At 47.3% G+C, this 17,141-nt stretch carries 15 protein-coding genes; 8 read left to right on the forward strand and 7 right to left on the reverse strand.

All coding sequences use genetic code 11. The features are described 5' to 3' along the window. Positions 1 to 4 precede the first annotated feature (4 nt). Positions 5 to 451 (forward strand): MarR family winged helix-turn-helix transcriptional regulator, encoded by a 447-nt coding sequence (locus HW560_RS17875; RefSeq protein WP_090900400.1) that lies wholly within the window; start codon positions 5 to 7, stop codon positions 449 to 451. Beyond that, positions 448 to 1,959, forward strand: a complete 1,512-nt coding sequence (locus HW560_RS17880) for a DHA2 family efflux MFS transporter permease subunit (RefSeq protein ID WP_090900397.1) — start codon at positions 448 to 450, stop codon at positions 1,957 to 1,959. The genes HW560_RS17875 and HW560_RS17880 overlap by 4 nt, the downstream gene beginning before the upstream one ends. A gap of 112 nt (positions 1,960 to 2,071) precedes the next feature. Here HW560_RS17880 and HW560_RS17885 read toward each other — a convergent pair whose 3' ends face one another. The 3 genes from HW560_RS17885 to HW560_RS17895 all read right to left on the reverse strand — a co-directional run bounded on the left by HW560_RS17885 (position 2,072) and on the right by HW560_RS17895 (position 4,139). Further along, entirely contained in the window at positions 2,072 to 2,422 is a 351-nt protein-coding gene (locus HW560_RS17885; RefSeq protein ID WP_090900394.1) for an MGMT family protein, read from the reverse strand. A 119-nt stretch (positions 2,423 to 2,541) separates the two neighbouring features. Then, a complete protein-coding gene (locus tag HW560_RS17890; RefSeq protein ID WP_179264088.1) occupies positions 2,542 to 3,276 on the reverse strand; it encodes an RluA family pseudouridine synthase in 735 nt (244 codons plus the stop codon). Beyond that, a complete protein-coding gene (locus tag HW560_RS17895) occupies positions 3,276 to 4,139 on the reverse strand; it encodes a class I SAM-dependent methyltransferase (RefSeq protein ID WP_024630567.1) in 864 nt (287 codons plus the stop codon). The genes HW560_RS17890 and HW560_RS17895 overlap by 1 nt, the downstream gene beginning before the upstream one ends. Before the next feature lie 262 nt (positions 4,140 to 4,401). On the opposite strand from HW560_RS17895, the gene HW560_RS17900 reads away from it, so the two are divergent. Genes HW560_RS17900 through HW560_RS17910 form a run of 3 tightly spaced genes read left to right on the forward strand, consistent with a single transcriptional unit; the run spans position 4,402 to position 6,282 of the window. Beyond that, the gene (locus tag HW560_RS17900) at positions 4,402 to 4,854 is read left to right on the forward strand and encodes a flavodoxin (protein WP_064636952.1); all 453 of its coding nucleotides are present in this window, start codon (positions 4,402 to 4,404) and stop codon (positions 4,852 to 4,854) included. Positions 4,855 to 4,859: 5 nt separating this feature from the next. Continuing rightward, positions 4,860 to 5,663 (forward strand): hypothetical protein, encoded by an 804-nt coding sequence (locus HW560_RS17905; RefSeq protein ID WP_179264090.1) that lies wholly within the window; start codon positions 4,860 to 4,862, stop codon positions 5,661 to 5,663. Positions 5,664 to 5,715: 52 nt separating this feature from the next. Continuing rightward, positions 5,716 to 6,282 carry a nitroreductase family protein gene (locus HW560_RS17910; RefSeq protein WP_090900381.1) on the forward strand — a complete coding sequence of 189 codons (567 nt, stop codon included), beginning with the start codon at positions 5,716 to 5,718 and terminating at the stop codon, positions 6,280 to 6,282. A 29-nt stretch (positions 6,283 to 6,311) separates the two neighbouring features. Here HW560_RS17910 and HW560_RS17915 read toward each other — a convergent pair whose 3' ends face one another. Beyond that, positions 6,312 to 7,769 (reverse strand): 4-hydroxyphenylacetate 3-hydroxylase family protein, encoded by a 1,458-nt coding sequence (locus tag HW560_RS17915; protein ID WP_179264092.1) that lies wholly within the window; start codon positions 7,767 to 7,769, stop codon positions 6,312 to 6,314. Between the two features lie 200 nt (positions 7,770 to 7,969). Next, the gene (locus HW560_RS17920) at positions 7,970 to 8,122 is read right to left on the reverse strand and encodes a DUF1540 domain-containing protein (RefSeq protein WP_090807335.1); all 153 of its coding nucleotides are present in this window, start codon (positions 8,120 to 8,122) and stop codon (positions 7,970 to 7,972) included. A 362-nt stretch (positions 8,123 to 8,484) separates the two neighbouring features. On the opposite strand from HW560_RS17920, the gene HW560_RS17925 reads away from it, so the two are divergent. Next, positions 8,485 to 9,297: an AAA family ATPase gene (locus HW560_RS17925; protein ID WP_179264094.1), complete on the forward strand. Its 813-nt coding sequence runs from the start codon at positions 8,485 to 8,487 to the stop codon at positions 9,295 to 9,297. Positions 9,298 to 9,468: 171 nt separating this feature from the next. Here the strand turns inward: HW560_RS17925 and HW560_RS17930 are convergent, their stop codons facing one another. After that, positions 9,469 to 10,932: a HAMP domain-containing sensor histidine kinase gene (locus HW560_RS17930; RefSeq protein ID WP_179264096.1), complete on the reverse strand. Its 1,464-nt coding sequence runs from the start codon at positions 10,930 to 10,932 to the stop codon at positions 9,469 to 9,471. Continuing rightward, positions 10,917 to 11,603 carry a response regulator transcription factor gene (locus tag HW560_RS17935; protein ID WP_090900369.1) on the reverse strand — a complete coding sequence of 229 codons (687 nt, stop codon included), beginning with the start codon at positions 11,601 to 11,603 and terminating at the stop codon, positions 10,917 to 10,919. Before HW560_RS17935 ends, HW560_RS17930 begins: the two co-directional genes overlap by 16 nt. A gap of 191 nt (positions 11,604 to 11,794) precedes the next feature. On the opposite strand from HW560_RS17935, the gene HW560_RS17940 reads away from it, so the two are divergent. Both HW560_RS17940 and HW560_RS17945 read left to right on the forward strand, forming a co-directional pair. Further along, on the forward strand, positions 11,795 to 12,514 hold the full coding sequence (locus HW560_RS17940; protein WP_179264098.1) for a YceI family protein: 720 nt from the start codon (positions 11,795 to 11,797) through the stop codon (positions 12,512 to 12,514). Positions 12,515 to 12,759: 245 nt separating this feature from the next. Beyond that, the gene (locus HW560_RS17945; RefSeq protein ID WP_179264100.1) at positions 12,760 to 17,121 is read left to right on the forward strand and encodes a glycosyl hydrolase 53 family protein; all 4,362 of its coding nucleotides are present in this window, start codon (positions 12,760 to 12,762) and stop codon (positions 17,119 to 17,121) included. The last annotated feature ends 20 nt before the right edge of the window (positions 17,122 to 17,141 follow it).

The raw sequence follows: 17,141 nt of genomic DNA on the forward strand, positions 1-17,141 counted from the left end.
ATTAATGTCTGACACATACGAAGTATTCTACATTATTAATTCGTTTCGGCAGGTCAATCAAATGCTCTTCCGGGTATTCTGGAATGAAAACAAGGAAATTGAGCTCACTTCAATTCAATTCATGGTGTTATCCATTCTGAGAGAGCGCCCTTCAATTGGTATCAATGAAGTGGCTGACCTCTGTCATATGGGCAGCAGCTCCATGAGCGCTGTGGTGGAGCGCCTGGTCAAGGGTGAGTACATTGTGCGAACACGTTCCGACTCGGACCGCCGATCCGTAAAGCTTCAGATTACGGATAAAGGGGAAAAGGCCCAGCAGGAAACACACCGTTTGTGGATGGAGCGGGTGTCACCGATTCTGGATATCCCGAAGGAAGACCTTGAGCACCTGCTAAGAATTCATAATCAAATGATGGAAAAGCTAGAAGGAAGAGAGATGAACAACCAATGAGTACTACTGCAGCAGCAGCGCCATCCTCTGCGATGGACAACATTAAGAAAGGCCCGATTGTGGCCGCATTGTTAATCGGTGCATTCGTCGCCTTCCTGAACCAAACTTTGATGAACGTAGCTCTTCCTAAAATTATGGAGGACCTCGGCATCGGAGCGAATAAAGCCCAATGGCTAACTACGGGTTATATGCTCGTCAATGGTGTGTTGATTCCGGTTACGGCGTATCTGATCGCCAAATTCTCAACACGTCAAATTTTCATTACGGCCATGACGCTCTTTACATTAGGGACCTTGGTCTGTGGTCTAAGTCCGAACTTTGGTATTCTGATGGTCGGTCGTGTTATTCAAGCGGCAGGGGCAGGTATCCTGATGCCTCTGATGACGGTTGTATTCTTGACCATCTTCCCGATTGAGAAGCGTGGTCAGGCTATGGGTACGATGGGGATCGCGATGATTCTCGCTCCTGCCATTGGACCGACACTGTCAGGTTATGTGGTTGAGCATTATTCCTGGAGACTGTTGTTCTATATCATTTTGCCATTCTCCGTGATTGCAACTGCAATCGGTATTGCGTTTGTCAAAAATGTAACACGTCAATCCAAACCTAAATTGGACTATCCAGGTGTTATTTTATCCACACTCGGTTTTGGTAGCTTGTTGTACGGCTTCAGTGATGCGGGTACAGACGGATGGGGCAGTGCAATTGTAATTGCATGTCTGGTCGTAGGGGCCATTTCCCTGATCCTGTTCGTTATTAGACAGATGACAACCGATCATCCGCTGTTGGAGTTCCGTATTTTCAAATACAACATGTATACATTAACAACGATCATTAACATGCTTGTTACGATGGCGATGTTCGCTGGTATGATTTTGCTTCCGATTTTCTTGCAAAATATTCGTGGATTCTCACCGATTGAATCTGGTTTGCTGATGATGCCGGGCGCCATCCTGATGGGGATTATGTCTCCAATCACAGGTCGCATCTTCGATAAAGTCGGAGCACGCTGGTTGTCCGTTGCCGGCCTTGCCATTACCGCTGTCACAACTTGGGGGCTCAGCCGACTGTCGATTGACACTACTTATGGTTACATGATGTTTATCTACACAGCTCGTATGTTCGGTATGTCGATGTTGATGATGCCAATTCAAACAGCGGGTCTGAATCAGCTTCCACAGCGCCTGAATGCACATGGTACAGCGATGTCCAACACATTGCGTACAGTTGCGGGTGCAATTGGTACAGCGATTCTTGTTACGATTATGAGCAGCAAGCTGAAATCCCATCTGGCTGATACTTTGGCAACTGGTCAAATCTCTCCAGATGATAAGGCTGCGATGCTTCGTGCTACTGCAGATGCAACAATTTACGGCGTAAACTATGCGTTTGTTGTAGCGACAGCGATGACTGTAGTTGCACTGCTGCTGGCGTTCTTTATCCGTAAAACAAAACCGGCTACTGAACCTGTAACCACTGAGCAACAAAAAGTGAATGCAACAGCTTAAATCAAACTCGATTACTGTTATTATTCATGTAATAAAGGTCTTATATATACAAAAGAGAGTTCAGGCAGATCACACTGCTTGAACTCTCTTTTTGTTATGCCTTGTTTGGACTTTATTCTTCATCGGTCGATACATCAAGATCAAGTAGGAAGGCAGGACCAGGATCATGACCAAAGAGTCGGAGGTTGATGCTTCCATCCATCTGAAATTCAACGCCCTCGCTAATGAGCTCCGACTCCTGCATCAAACGGGAATGCTCGTCGGGAATGGCTATCAGCCCTTTGGCGTTGACGACGCGGTGCCAGGGAAGGCGCTCCTTCCGGCTCATGGAGTGCAGAATGCGTACAACCTGTCTGGCAGCTCTTGGGCTGCCTGCATGAGCGGCGATCTGTCCATACGTCATGACTTTTCCTTCAGGGATTGCTGCGATGATAGCGACGACCTGTTTCGTAAACGGTGTCATAAGAGTGGCTCTTCCTTTCCATTGGAGTAAAAAACCGTGCCATTCAGATAGGAATCTGGATGACACGGTTGACGGTCGGATTGATCTGATCTTGTGAATGATTATTAAAAATAGATCGATTAATGTTCCGCTTTAAATGATTTATCATACACAGCCGCCGGCCACTCTGCCCATGGGAATTCACGGGGAGGCAGGGATTGCAGCACAATTTCTTCCTTCGTTACCGGGTGGGGAAAAGCAGCGATCGCAGACCAGAGCGCAATTTGTTGTCCGGGCTTATTCACACCTGCACCATACTTTTGATCTCCGAACAGCGGACAGCCCATTTCTTTCATTTGGACCCGGATCTGATGTGATCTGCCTGTGTGCAGCTCGATGTGAACCAGACTGTAACGGTCCGTTTCGCCGATGACCCGATAATCCAGAACAGCATCTTTACCACCAGTTGTACCCTTAGGCACAACAGTAACGGTATTGGTACGCGCATCTTTCAGCAGCGTGTGCTTTAACGTCCCGTGTTGTGCAGGCAGCTTGCCATGTACAACAGCCGCATATATTTTGCGGAAATGACGTCCCCGAACCGTCTCGGATAATCTTGAAGCAGCCTTCGATGTTTTGGCAAAAATCATTGCACCACCAACGGGGCGGTCGAGTCGATGTACTAATCCAAGATAAACGTTACCAGGTTTGTTATATCGCTCTTTCAAATCCTGCTTCAGCAGTGTAAGCAGATCCGGATCACCCGATGCATCTTCCTGGGTAGGCACATTGACTGGTTTCGTAATGCCTAACAAATGATTGTCCTCAAACAGAATCGGAATATTTCCCGTTGTTTGCGAATGTTCGGACATCATCAGGACTCCCAGCGGCCCAAGATGCCGCATGGCAGATCCAGACCACTACGGGTAATGGGAAGACCGATTTCACCTGCTGTAATTTGACCGCCGTATTGAGCAGACATCGTCATTGTCAGCATGTTGCGCAGAACAGTAGACGAAATACCGGTTGTATAGGAATTGACCAGCATGAATAATGGGTTATCGGACAAAATTTCCATACACGATTTCAGGAAAGGGTAGAGGTTCTCTTCCAGCTTCCATGTCTCTCCGTTAGGGCCGCGGCCATAGGAAGGCGGGTCCATAATAATCGCGTCATACCGATTGCCGCGACGTTGTTCGCGTTGTACGAATTTGAATACATCGTCTGTAATGAAACGAACAGGACGATCCGCGAGACCGGATAATTGAACATTCTCTTTAGCCCACTGTACCATGCCTTTAGCGGCATCCACGTGCACAACGGAAGCTCCGGCATAAGCAGCAGCAACAGTTGCACCACCTGTATACGCAAACAGGTTCAATACAGAGATGGGACGGCCTGCTCCAGCAATTTTATCCATCATCCAGCTCCAGTTAGCCGCTTGTTCAGGGAACAGACCGGTATGCTTGAAGCTGGTTGGTTTAATATGAAATTTCAGGTTTTCGTATCCGATGGTCCAGCGTTCCGGGATCGGTTTTTTCATGTCCCAGCTGCCGCCGCCCGAAGAACTGCGGTGATAATGACCGTGAACCTGGCGCCATTCATTGGTTTCTTTTTCAAGGGGCCAAATGATCTGTGGATCGGGTCTGCGCAAAATTACATCGCCCCAGCGCTCCAGCTTTTCGCCGCCTCCTGTATCGATTACTTCATAGTCCTTCCAATTCTTTGCTACGTACATAATGATTTATCCATCCTTCAAAAGTCATTTGGATACTATTGTACAACAAAAAAGGGCCTGTACGCCAGTTAGGGTGGGCACCTGAAAGGGTGAATTGCTTTTCGTGGTGTTGAATTTGGTTCATCCCCATATACTGAATTGGAATAGAAATGAAAATTTAATTTGACAATGATAATCATTATCACATATGATTTTGATAATTTCAAATGTTACTTCTACAGGAACAGTATGACATGATCAATAAAAAGTGAGGGAAAAATAGATGGCTAAATTGTTAGTGGCTTATGCAAGTATGACAGGAAATACGGAAGAGATTGCGGAACTGATCGTCGAAGGAATCAAACAAGGTGGGCATGAAGTGGATCTCAAGTCCGTAACGGATTGCAATGCAGCTGATGTGCTTGATTATGACGGGTTTCTCATTGGCGTATACACGTGGGGAGACGGTGAACTGCCAGATGAATTCCTCGATTTTTACGAAGAGCTGGATGAGCTTGATCTGAGTGGCAAACGGGCAGCGGTGTTCGGAAGTGGCGATACTTCTTATGAGCAGTACTGCGGGGCCGTAGATCTTGCGGCAGCGAAGCTGGTGGAGCGTGGGGCGGAGGTATCTCCAGAGATGCTGAAGATTGAATATAGTCCGATGGAGCAGGAGAAGGATACGTGCCGTGACTTTGGTAAACGTTTTGCTGCTGCCGGATTACAGGTGTCCTAAAAATCATGTTAAGACATAATGTTCAGGCAGCTCTGCAGCCGGGAATGTCAGACACCCCGCTATGTCTGCTTGAAGATTACAGATTGGAAGAGATGCTGCGCAGCCCGCATCGGTTCATCCGCCCGGAACCGGAGGCTGAACAGCGCTCAGCGCTGCAATGGAGACACCGTGTTCAATATGCAGTCAGCCATGCAGTCAATGCTTTTTACAGTTTGGACCCGGAAGTGCGCAAAGAGGTGCCTGTACAGTATTTACTCGAAAAGTGGTGGCCTAGAAAAGCGACCGGATTCGAATCTGTACTTCATTACTGGGATGTAAAAAACAAAATTACGGATGAATTATCCCTTGCAATTGCGATGAACGATGATTTGAAGCATCCGACCATTCTGTTTGAACAATGGCGAACGGAGCTTCCTACCTTGTCGATGCATCTGTCCATGATCTTCCAGGCGGCTTGGCAGCCAGAGGGCTGGGATTCGCTGCTCATCCAAAAATATATGGTTGTCCATGATCCAAACGTCGTTGAGGCGTTCCAGCATATGGTGAGCGTGTTCTGCTGGGAAGCATTTGGCAAGCTGCCAGGCATGATCGAAATTTATTGTTTGCTTGAAGGTCGCAAGATTAGATGTATCCCGGGACGTCAATCGCTTGTCCGATCGATGGACTATATTCGACTGATTCGTGACAGCATTCCGAGCATAGAGAAGGTCGATTCTGACCAATTTACGGTTCAGGACAAAGCGAGAGTGCATGATGAAGTCGATCGGTGGAGAAGTGAGACTGAACCGAAAAAAAACTGGTTGATGTAAAGAATGACAAGGGATGTTGCGAACTATCGTGCAGATTAAGGAGGGATGAGCCATGTCTACCGGTTTGAGACAAGATACAGCAAACGGCAAGAAACGTACAGGAACTTGTGAATTCAGCCCGTTGCCTGTACCGCAGTCGGTGATAAGACGGTTGCTGGATGAAGCAGATCCATCTTTATATGTGATAAGTTCAGAGCCTTGGCGGTTTATGTTGTTTGCCAGTGAAGGCCGTCAACTGTATCTGGAGGCGGTCAGACAGAGTTACCCACCACATTTGGCAGATCGTTACGGGGACTGGGCTACATATCAATATACAGAGGCTATTCCGGCACATCTGGTTGTTGTCGCTCCTTCGAGTGCCAGGGAGGACCATGTATTGCCTGCAAAAGCCTGGAGCAAACGTTTTTGCATCCTGGCAGCAGAACAAGGGTTGAATGCCGTCTGGAAGATCAATGATTATCAACAGCATCCCGTGTTTATGAATTTGATGGGTTTAACGAGTGAGGAAAAGGTATTGGGTGTATTCCACATCGGTTACGGAGACCAGTCTGCACTTCGGGACATCGACGCAGGCAGACCAGCCTCTGAACTGATGACGGTTTACGACCATCTGGTTTAAACGGGGGGATTATCCCTCATTCCTCATTCTTATTTGCCGGTTTTGGCAATAAACTTACGAACGAGCTGACGATAGGATTGATCTGCAGAAACTGCTGAATACAGCCGGTTCGACACGGTGATCGTGTTACCAAAAAAGAAACGTTCGAACTGGGTCTGTCTGCCACCGAAAGATCCTGCTCCAAGCTCCCAGATCAGACGAAACAATGCTGTGCGTTCCTGAGATACCATGTCGGTTCCTCTCAGGTACGTATCCAGGTGTGGTGCGATATCAGAGCGGAATTCTTCTTCCTGAGGCACCATAATTACACCGCTGGAACCCAGGAGCTGCAAGATTTCAATCATCTCTGGATACAGCTTGGGAAATAAAAGGTTTGCTGCCATTAACGGTTTGGGGGCAGGTATTATAAATCCCCGTCCATCATCTATAGCACCGACTTCTGCTGCCAGAGCCAGTGCTTTTAACGATTCAAGACCGGCGAGTACCCTGGCTGTTTTCTCTATCACATGCGTTTCAGCAGCTTGATCGAGCGTGTCAGCGAGTAACTGGATGGTGCCCAGGACAAATTCCGTTTTGGCGATATACCGGCATATGACCTGATGTCCTGCGTGAATGTGAAAATGGCTTCCACTAAAAAGACGGCCAGACAATTCCTCATTACCGGCGAAGAATATCCGTTCATGAGGAACAAGCACATGATCAAAAATGACGATGTTATCCATCTCTTCATACCTGGAACTGAGAGGATAGTTGAAATTGGATTCGGCTGCGTAGGTATCCCGGCAGATCAGACTAATTCCAGGCAGGTCATTCGGTACAGCAAAGGCAAAAGCGAACGGATTTTCATCGTCGAACGGTGCCGGTGAAGGGGAAGGATATACCAGGATTTCGTCTGACGTAGCGGCCTGAGTGGCCATCATGAATGCACCATTGATGATCAGACCTTCTTCAGTGCGATCAACCACTTTGGCGGCAATGGCATCTTCGGTCGCGTCCAATTGTCCCGACATTTTACTGGCATGAGGCTGGATAAAGGCATGGGAGAGGGTAATATCATTATCCCGGCAGTAGGCATAGTAGTTTCTCAGATTTTCGGCGTATTGTGGCGATACTTCTTCAATAATATCTGCTCCGGTATAAAAGGCCATAATTGCTGTGTTCATATAATCGGGTGATCGTCCCAGAAAACCATGGTGAGTCCCTGACCAAATGTTCATTGCTTCTCGGCGTCTGCGCAGGTCATCCACACTGGTTGGAGGCAGAAAGGACATACCGACTGGTTTTCCGTCAGCTGGGGATGCATAAGTCATCGTATCGATCAAATGCGGATCGGACTGAAGATCGTACAGCTTCGCTTGTGTCTGCATCAAACCTGCAAACGCAAAATGTTCAGAACGTTTTCCAGTAACAAGTTCTCCTTTATACCAGCATGGGACCGTCTGGGCATCGATACGTTCGATATACTGTTTGCCACTTTTTACGGGCATCGTTACTCACCTCTATGATCTATTCGTTCATGGGCAGTTTGACTGCTCTCGTAGTGTACGTGAATAGGCAGTCCAATGTGCATGAAGAGAGGGGAGTTCAGATTTTGCAGAAAAGAGCTTGATAATAATTATCATTCTTGTTACAATAGAAAAAGAAAAAGGAACCATACGGCTCCTTTAACTTGTACAATTTGAATTTGTTATTTTACTTCAAAAGTTTTGCAATCCGTTTCAGCGGATTCACTCACTTTTTTGGAACTGTGACTCACGATGTAGATTGAAGATGCGTTGCATTTGTTCTCTTCAGCCCAGTGACGACAGGAGTTAACCTCGCATAATACGTCTTTTGCTATGATTGATAACCTCGCTTTAATTGGATTACAGTCGTTGGTATAAAAGAACATCCGGAATTGGCAAGTTGCCGCTTGCAAATCTGGAAATATTTTGTGCTCTCTCGAGTAAATAGAGGGCTTTTTTGCGTTATACACAACGATGCATATTTAGAATAGCAAATTTTACTACCGCTTGCAACAAATTGGACTGGACTCACGATAAATGATGGACAAGTCACATAAACTTTGCAAAGAGGCCGTCTTATGTTATTATTTAATAGTAATAATTACGATTAAAAGATCATTAAATATAAATGAGAATGAATCGACACGATTTAACCTGGATGACTTCCTGAGACATAGAAGAAGGAGAACGATCAACGATGAGCAAAACCAATCACATAAACCGGATTCCCCGAGCGAAAGGCATCGATATGGCCGCTTTTTATTCGCCGAAAGAGTGTGGCCGCAAGGCAAAGCATATTGTATTCTCTGCAGACAATGCACGGGTTGTGGAGGAGTTTATTACGATTCTCGGTATGAAAGAGCAGTTTGCAGAACATGATGTACCGATGCCGAACAAAATGGTGATGTTTGGTCCACCGGGCACAGGCAAAACCTTAACTGCTTTCCATCTGGCACACCGACTTCAGCTTCCTCTGGTCCTTGTAAGGCTTGATGCCGTTATACACAGCCATCTTGGAGAGACGGGAAGCAATGTCCGTAAATTATTTGAATATGCACGGGCTAACCCCTGTGTGTTATTTCTAGATGAATTTGATGCCGTAGGTCGTACGCGTGAAAGTAATGATGAGGTTAAAGAAATGGCTCGTGTCGTCAATACATTGTTGCAGTGTCTTGATGAATTCGATGGAGACAGTATTCTGGTTGCCGCTACGAATCTGGAGAGACAGCTGGATCATGCGATATGGCGGCGATTTGATACCAAAATGACCTATGGGATTCCGGATGAATCAAGCCGCAGATTATATATTAGCAAGCTGATGGGGCAGTTTGAGCAGGAGAGCCGACTGGAAGAATTCACGTGTGAACGCCTCGCAGGATGCAGTTATGCGGATGTAGAGCAGATTGTCTTAAAAGCTAAGCGGAAAGCCATTATTGCCAACAGCCCATTACATGAGCAATTCATTAATGACGCGTATGCAGAATATATGCCGCGGGTTCTGGCCACATAGCTTGTATATGAATATCAGCAACCACTGTCACATAACGAATAGCCCGGTTCCTGTGAAGGAATGTCGGGCTATTCGTTATTTCAGCAAGCTGCATAGGCCGTTGGGTCTTGTTCTTTGGCAGATGAAGAAAGCCCGTTTATGACATGCATGCATTGATTTGATGCATTGAATTTAGGCGTTAGCCGTTGCGCGGTAAGACGGTTCTTTCTCTGTTTTTTCAGGACCAGACCATCGTGGCAAAGTTAAGGTGAAAAGACTGCCTTCAGGACTGCTGGAGGTTAAGGATAGCTCCCCTCCCTGAGCACGAGCAAGCAAGCGGCTGTAGGTCAGTCCCAGACCCAGCCCACGGGTAAGGCGTTTTTTGATCTCGCCACGGTAAAAACGTTCGAAGATCTTGGGTTGATCTTCTTTAGTGATCCCCATACCGTTATCCTGCACATCAACAAACAAGTTGTCCTCCACCGCGCGCAAACGGATATGAAAGACGGCAGCTTGGTCGGAAGTGGCTGCTTGCAGCCCGTTATTGAGCAGGTTGACAATGATCTGCTGAATCCGAAGGGCATCACCGATGGTATAGAGCGTACCCGATGGTGTATGCAATTCAATCTCGGGAGACTTGTCCTCATAAGCGATTTTCCACTGATAGATAATCTCACTTACCAGCAAATTCAAATCTAAGCGTTCCCGACGAACAGCAACACTTCCAGCGCTCATCGCATTGTAATCCAGCAGGTCAGCGACCATGCGTTCCATCCGTTCGGATTCTTTGAGTGCGATGTCCAGAAATTCCTTTCCTTCCTTCGGACTAACAATATCGTCCCGGACAGCCATCACGAGTCCTTTAATGGACGTTACCGGCGTTTTTAATTCATGGGTTACCCCAGCAAGTGACAGGGCACGCCATTCCTCCAATTGCTGCAAACGAATGGACATCTCGCGAAAAGACTCTACGAGTTCATTCATCTCCCGTTCCCGTGTGTTCAGATCCAAATTCACTTCATAGTTTCCGTTTCGAATCTGCTCCGCGGCATGGGCGACTTGACGAATAGGCCTGGACAGCTTGCGGGACAGGAGGTAGATCGTAAACCAACCACATAGGATTAAAGCAACGAACAGGATGCACACCACCAGCATCGTTTCCGGATTGTATGCAATGGACTTTTTGGATTGCATGACCCACACTTTACCCAGCATCTGATCGTCATCTATCACGTTAACCATCACCCCGGCGAATTTTTTGTTTCTTGGTTCGCGTAGGTCGTCAGACAACCTGTAATACACATCCTGCTGCGTCATTTTCGGTTGGGAATAAATCAATTGATTATTGTTGTCGAGCACCATAATACAAAAGTAATTATCTGTATTGAAAAGCTTGGTACGCTTGTCCACGAGCCTGTCGAGATCCGGAGGAATATACAGGTTGTTTTGTGTTCCTGTGACCTTCTCGGCGATTTCCAGCCCTAACAGCTGGGCCGTTTTGAGACCTTTCTCAATGGAAGTGGTTCTGATCCAGTAGAGTGCCCCTGCAACAATAATGGTGAAACCGATGCAGAGGATTAGAAAATAACGAAGCGTCCAGTAGGACAGAATGGATGTTTTACGTTTTGGTGTATTTCGTTTTAGTTGGCGATCCAAAATTGATACCCCATTCCCCGTAAAGTCCGGATTTCTCCCGTTTCAGGCAGCCAGTGGGATAACGCCTGACGCAGCCGTTTGATCGACAGGTCCACAGCCCGGTCACTTCCGTCATAGTCCATGCCCCATACCTGTTCAATCAGATGGTCCCGGGTGAATGTGCGGTTGGGGTATTCCGACAGAAACAGGAGCAGTGACAAATCACGTGGTGTGAGTGCAACCTTGGCACCGTTCAAAAGTACCTGTTTGGCAGCCAGATCAATGACCAGATTGCCAAAGTAACGTTTGCCTTCACCTTCAGCTGTCCAGTGTGGATTGCGGCGAAGCACAGCATTGACCCTGGCGACCACTTCCTCGGGCACAAAGGGTTTGCTCATATAATCGTCAGCACCGGCATTCAGCCCATTCAGGCGGTCCTGAATATCATCCAGTGCGGTTAACATGATGACGGGACAAGCACTTTTTTCGCGGATGATTCGCAGCAGATCCCAACCGTCCATTCCAGGCAGCATCACATCCAGCAAGACCAAGGAAGGCACATCCGAATCAAATAAAGTTAGGGCAGTGGGCCCATCCGCTGCCTGGCGAACGTCGAATCCCGCTTTTCGAAGATAGGCAGCAAGCACGCGTGCAATGGCTTGTTCATCTTCGACGATAAGTATGGATTTCAAGAAGGTGTCTCCTTTCACTTCAGAAGCTTGTGTACTGATTTTACATGAGCGGAAGCACAATGCCAATGAGGCAATTATTTTCAGAAAAAAATGCGTTATAAGTCATTTCTTGACGTCATCCTGACACATTGGGCTGTTAAGATGCTGATAAATAACCAACTTATACAGTTACCCATTGGAGGAAAATAGAGATGAATAAAAAGACAAAAACATGGATGATCTCAGGCGCGGCAGCAATTGTTATTCTTGGAGGCGGAGGGTACTATTTCGCGAACAGTTACCTGGGCAACAACGTTGAGATTGAACAGGTGCTTCCTGTCAGCACCGCCGCGTCCACTACGGAAGCCGGATCGCACAGTGGTACAAGCGTATCCAACGTTGCAGCGGGAGCAGAGCAGTTAAATGGAGACTGGAACATCAGCGAAGGTTCAAAAGTATATTTCTCGGTCACGACATCCCAGGAGACGGTCAATTTTGCGGACGAGCAGGTCAGTGGTAACCTGACCCTTAATGTTGACGATGCGTCCCAGATGAAAGCGAATGGACAGATCGAGATGAGTGACATTGATTCAGGCAATAGCCAGCGGGATGGACATGTGAAAGAAGCAGATTACTTCGATGTTTCGACCTATCCACAAGCTACATTTACGGCTACCTCATTTGAAGGTGTACCCACGGAGTGGCCGGCAGGACAGACTGTAGACTTTAAAATGAACGGCACCCTAACGGTAAAAGGGATGGAGAAAGAGGTAACGTTTGATGTAAAAGCTGCTTATGAAAATGACCAGGTGTTGTTGTCCGCCACAACGATGGTTACCTTTGAAGATTTTGGTATGGAGAATCCACATTCGGTGGTCCTGTCTACTGAAAATGACATTCAGATCCAACTGGAGCTGAAGCTCAGTAAATAAGCATTTGGGTATGTAAGGCTAAAATCTGTTCTAATCTGCCTAGTGAGGCGGAGGGACAGATTTTTTCTGTTAAGAATGGGAATCGATCCGCGATGAGCAAGGAATTACCATTCGATCTGTTAAAATAACTGCTGTTTCCTTGGCATAATACCGTGTCCTCGATTGTTGTAAAGCGCTTACAATAATAATGGTTTACAACATGCATTGTTCAAGTTGAACCAAACACGATAAGGGGGAGATCAAGCGTGCACAAAAGATACATAAGCGGCTGTCTCGTATTACTGATGTTGTTCTGTGATTTGAATTTGGCAGTTCGACCCGCAGCGGCAGCAGCGAAAGTAAACGTTGCGCTGAATAAGGCGGTTACGGTCAGCTCAGAGGATCTACAATGGGGGGGCAATAAAGAAAACGCGGTGGATGGTAAAGGAGATACAAAATGGAGTGCGAGCAGTCCTACTTCAATAGATCATCCGCATTGGCTGACGGTAAACTTGGGAGCTTCATACAACCTTTCCGGTTTGGAACTAACGTGGAAGGATGCAAATGAGGTTGTGAAGTTTTTGGTTGAAGTGTCTGAGGACGGAAATACATGGACACCTGTGGCAGATCACTCTGCCAATGATAAAGCGGAATCACAGGTCAATCTGGATTTCGAAGCAGAGGCGGTTCAGTATGTGAAGGTCACGATTCCTTATTATGCGGGTACCGACTGGTGGCCTGGCATTTCCGAGCTTCAAATCTGGGGGGAGGAAGAGGTGCGGAACCCGGCAGACATCGAGCATTATGATCAAGTCAACGTGTCTACTGTAAGTCGTACTGCTCCTGTTCTGCCAGAAAAAGTTACGGCACATTACAAGAACGGGAAATCGGGCCTAGTCCCGGTTGCATGGGAGGAAATTAATCCTTCACAATATGCATCAGCAGGCAGCTTTACTGTTACGGGTGACGTATATGGGGCTCCCATTCAACCTGAAGCTACCGTTACGGTAGAAGGATATCGCAGTGATTTTGTCAGAGGTGTGGATATTTCCACGTTAACAGCCATTGAGGATAATGGAGGTTATTATCTGGACAGTAATGGTGCAAAACGCGATCTGCTCGATATTCTCAAAGACCGTGGCGTGAACTATGTGCGGCTTCGGCTGTGGAATGATCCACAGAAGTCCAATGGGTACAACGACAAGGAAGATGTGATTCGTCTGGCCCAGCGGGTAAAGGGGAAAGGTATGAAGGTTTTGCTCGACTTCCATTATTCTGATGAATGGGCACATCCGGGCCAACAGCTTCGTCCAAAGGCCTGGGAAAACCTCTCGTTCGAAGACCTGAAAACTGCGGTGTATAATTACACGCGTGAAGTGGTTGGAGACATGGAGAAAGCAGGCGCCATGCCCGACATGGTTCAGATTGGTAATGAAATCAACAGCGGTGTATTAAACGGGTTGAAAAGTGAAGTCAATTTTGATGAGAACGTAGCATTGCTTAAGCGTGGAGTGGACGGCGTTCGCGATGTCCCTGGTGGAGAACAGGTTCAAATTATGATCCATTTGGCTGAAGGAGGCAAAGCAGATACCTTTGATTGGTATTTCGGCGAATTGGAGAAACGGGATTTGAAATACGATATTATCGGGCTGTCCTATTATCCATTCTGGCATGGGACATTCGCAGATGTGCGCAAAACGATGAATGAAGTATCTGTGAAATATGGAAAAGAAGTCATTATTGCTGAGACGTCCTATCCATTCTCGTATAAAAACGGGGACGCTCATGGCAATATTATTGGCAATCCCGAAACGCTGAATGTCGGAGGGGCGACCTTCCCGGCAACCGTACAGGGACAATATGATGCGATTGCAGGCATTATGGACATGATCTCACAAGTTCCAAATCAGAAGGGAGCGGGGTTCTTCTATTGGGAACCGGCATGGATTGCGGCCAATGTAGGCTGGATTGCTTCCGAGGGAGACGCATGGGAGAATCACGCCATGTTCGATTATGACGAATATCCGGCGAATGGCGGTTACTCGTATGAAGGGCGTGCCCTGCCATCGCTGGATGTGTACAAACGCGGCCTGAACATTCTTCCCGCAGATCGGAAGGAGCTGTCGGCAGCGATTACACGTGCAAAGGCGCTTGAATCCAGTGATTTTACCTCTGAAAGCTGGACCACACTCGCTCCAGCCATTGCAGCAGCCGAGAATACGTACAAATTGGCTTATACATCTGGTGGTGTAACCCAACAGGATACCGACGATGCGACTGCTGCTCTTCATGAGGTAATGCAGAAGCTTGATGTTATAGCGGCGAATCGGAATGCTCTCGAGGCGATCATTGCCGAAGCCAAAACATATAAACAAGCGGACTGGTCTGCTGCAACCTGGGCTGTTCTGACCAAGGCTCTTACTCGTGCAGAACAGATCATGGCAGATCCAAGAGCCACCCAGACCGAGGTGAATACGGCTGCAAAACAAGTGGAAGCAGCCATTCATGGTCTGTCCAATGTAGACAAAACCGAGCTGACACAGTTCATCGGTGAAACCCAGCAGCTGACCGAATCATCATATACACAGCGAAGCTGGGCAAACCTGAAAGCGGCTTTGTCATCGGCTATCACAGTCAGAGACAAGCAGGATGCCATTCAAGCCGAAGTGCAGGAGGCTCTGACAACACTTCAAAAAGCCAATAACAATCTTGTTTTGCTGGAGGCGTTAACAACAGGTAAAACAGCTACCGCATCAAGCAGTGCCGGTACAGGTGGTGGAAAAGACAACTCGCCTGGGGGAGCGATTGACAGTGACCCCACTACTTCATGGGGAACAGACGAAAGTGTGCAAAGTTGGTGGCAAGTGGATCTGGGGGCGACCGCTGTGATCCGCAAGCTGGAAATGTCCATGTGGAGCGGAGGCATTAAATACAAGATCGAAGTATCCAACGATAACAAGAACTTTGTCAAAGTCGTGGATACAACAAGTGATGTGGTTGTTTCCACCAGTCCGAGGCATATCCTGCCCGCAGGCACGGAGGCGCGTTATATTAAACTGACCATTACCGCTGGTTCTCAGTGGGTAGGCTTTATGGATTTTGAAGCTTATGGTATGTTCCCGGCGGACAAATCTGCGTTGGAGACTACCGTGAATTCTGCTGCGATGCTGCAACAAAGTAATTACACGACCGCAAGCTGGAATGGGTTTACACAGGCCCTGTCATTTGCTCGTGTGCTTATGGATGATGCAGAAGCCAGTGCACAGGAAATCAGTGCTGCGGATAACGCGTTGAAAGAGGCTGTTAGTCAGCTTGTAAGGCAAGAGTCAACCCCAGGTCAGCCGTCACAGCCCGGTCAACCTGCGCAGCCTTCCACGCCTGGATCATCGCAGAATTCCGGCAATCCTCCTGTTACGCCGCCTGTTGAATCCGGTAATCCGGCAGAAAGTGGTGTCATTACATTCAAAGGGAAAAGTACCGGAGCGAGCACCTATGTGATTCAACCTGATATGAAGCGGTTGTCTCAAACGATTGAAGGAATGGGAGCAGGGAGCAAAAAGTTAATCTTGATTGCAGATGTTCCTAAAGATGCAAAGGCTACGACCTTTCAGCTCAATGCAAATCAACTTCAGGAATGGGCACGTACTCAGGCATTACAGTCGCTGGAGCTGTCCATGAAACAGACATCTGTCCGCATCCCATTAAGTTTATTGAAGGATGCTCGTAGTGAAGATGGGGATACAATGGATATCGTTCTGGCCGAAGACTCCACAGCAAATCTGTCTGAAGCGCAAAAGAAAGCTGCTGGCAATCGCAACGTGGTCAGTGTGGATCTGTTGTTGAACGGACAGCCTTTACAGTGGACAGATAGATCCATTGAAATTGCGATGTCGAATGTGCAACATTCAAATGCAGAAGACGTTGTGCTGGTCATCCAATCCCTTTTGCCAAATGGTGAAATGAAACCAGTAACCTTTGCTCAATATGATGAAATGACCCAAAGTCTGGCTTTCAAGCCACTTGAATCAGGCCGTTTCGTGATTACTGAAGTGCAGGTGCCGTTGAATGATTTGCAATCCTACTCCTGGGCCATTAAAGAGGTTCAGAATCTGTATGGCAAAGGAATCATTTCAGGCATGACGGATACCCGATTCAGTCCGCAAGGTGAACTGACACGTGCACAATTTCTGCAAATGATCATGAAGGGTATTGGCGAATCACGTTTGCCGGATACATCCACTTCAGCTCCAATGGATGTGAAGAATGATCAGTGGTATTCAGATTCCGTACGCCTTGGTTTGGAGATGGGAATCGTGCAAGGCCGAGCAGACGGTTCGTTTGCAGCTAATGAACGTATTACCCGTGAGGACATGGCGGTGATGTTAAACCGTGCAATACAGATCATGAAGCAGAACACCAGTGCAGCCGTTGATTCAACACCCAACAACACCGCATTTAATGACAACGCAGATATCGCTGAATATGCAAAACAAGCGGTTGCAGCGATGCAGGAGCAAGGCCTGCTTAAAGGAAGGGCAGATGGCTCGTTTGCGCCTAAACTGCATGCTAATCGTGCACAGGGTGCAGTGGCTGTAGCCAGAATGATGGAGCAGATCTATAAATTCTAATTGTATATATGATATAGGGA

It is taken from the genome of Paenibacillus sp. E222, from assembly GCF_013401555.1.
In the GTDB taxonomy this organism is placed as follows: domain Bacteria; phylum Bacillota; class Bacilli; order Paenibacillales; family Paenibacillaceae; genus Paenibacillus.

What these genes read in the sequence shown, in the direction of transcription:
- HW560_RS17875 (WP_090900400.1), top strand. Translation starts at nt 5, where the DNA reads ATGTCTGACACATACGAAGTATTCTACATTATTAATTCGTTTCGGCAG.
- HW560_RS17880 (WP_090900397.1), top strand. Translation starts at nt 448, where the DNA reads ATGAGTACTACTGCAGCAGCAGCGCCATCCTCTGCGATGGACAACATT.
- HW560_RS17885 (WP_090900394.1), bottom strand. Translation starts at nt 2,422, where the DNA reads ATGACACCGTTTACGAAACAGGTCGTCGCTATCATCGCAGCAATCCCT.
- HW560_RS17890 (WP_179264088.1), bottom strand. Translation starts at nt 3,276, where the DNA reads ATGATGTCCGAACATTCGCAAACAACGGGAAATATTCCGATTCTGTTT.
- HW560_RS17895 (WP_024630567.1), bottom strand. Translation starts at nt 4,139, where the DNA reads ATGTACGTAGCAAAGAATTGGAAGGACTATGAAGTAATCGATACAGGA.
- HW560_RS17900 (WP_064636952.1), top strand. Translation starts at nt 4,402, where the DNA reads ATGGCTAAATTGTTAGTGGCTTATGCAAGTATGACAGGAAATACGGAA.
- HW560_RS17905 (WP_179264090.1), top strand. Translation starts at nt 4,860, where the DNA reads ATGTTAAGACATAATGTTCAGGCAGCTCTGCAGCCGGGAATGTCAGAC.
- HW560_RS17910 (WP_090900381.1), top strand. Translation starts at nt 5,716, where the DNA reads ATGTCTACCGGTTTGAGACAAGATACAGCAAACGGCAAGAAACGTACA.
- HW560_RS17915 (WP_179264092.1), bottom strand. Translation starts at nt 7,769, where the DNA reads ATGCCCGTAAAAAGTGGCAAACAGTATATCGAACGTATCGATGCCCAG.
- HW560_RS17925 (WP_179264094.1), top strand. Translation starts at nt 8,485, where the DNA reads ATGAGCAAAACCAATCACATAAACCGGATTCCCCGAGCGAAAGGCATC.
- HW560_RS17940 (WP_179264098.1), top strand. Translation starts at nt 11,795, where the DNA reads ATGAATAAAAAGACAAAAACATGGATGATCTCAGGCGCGGCAGCAATT.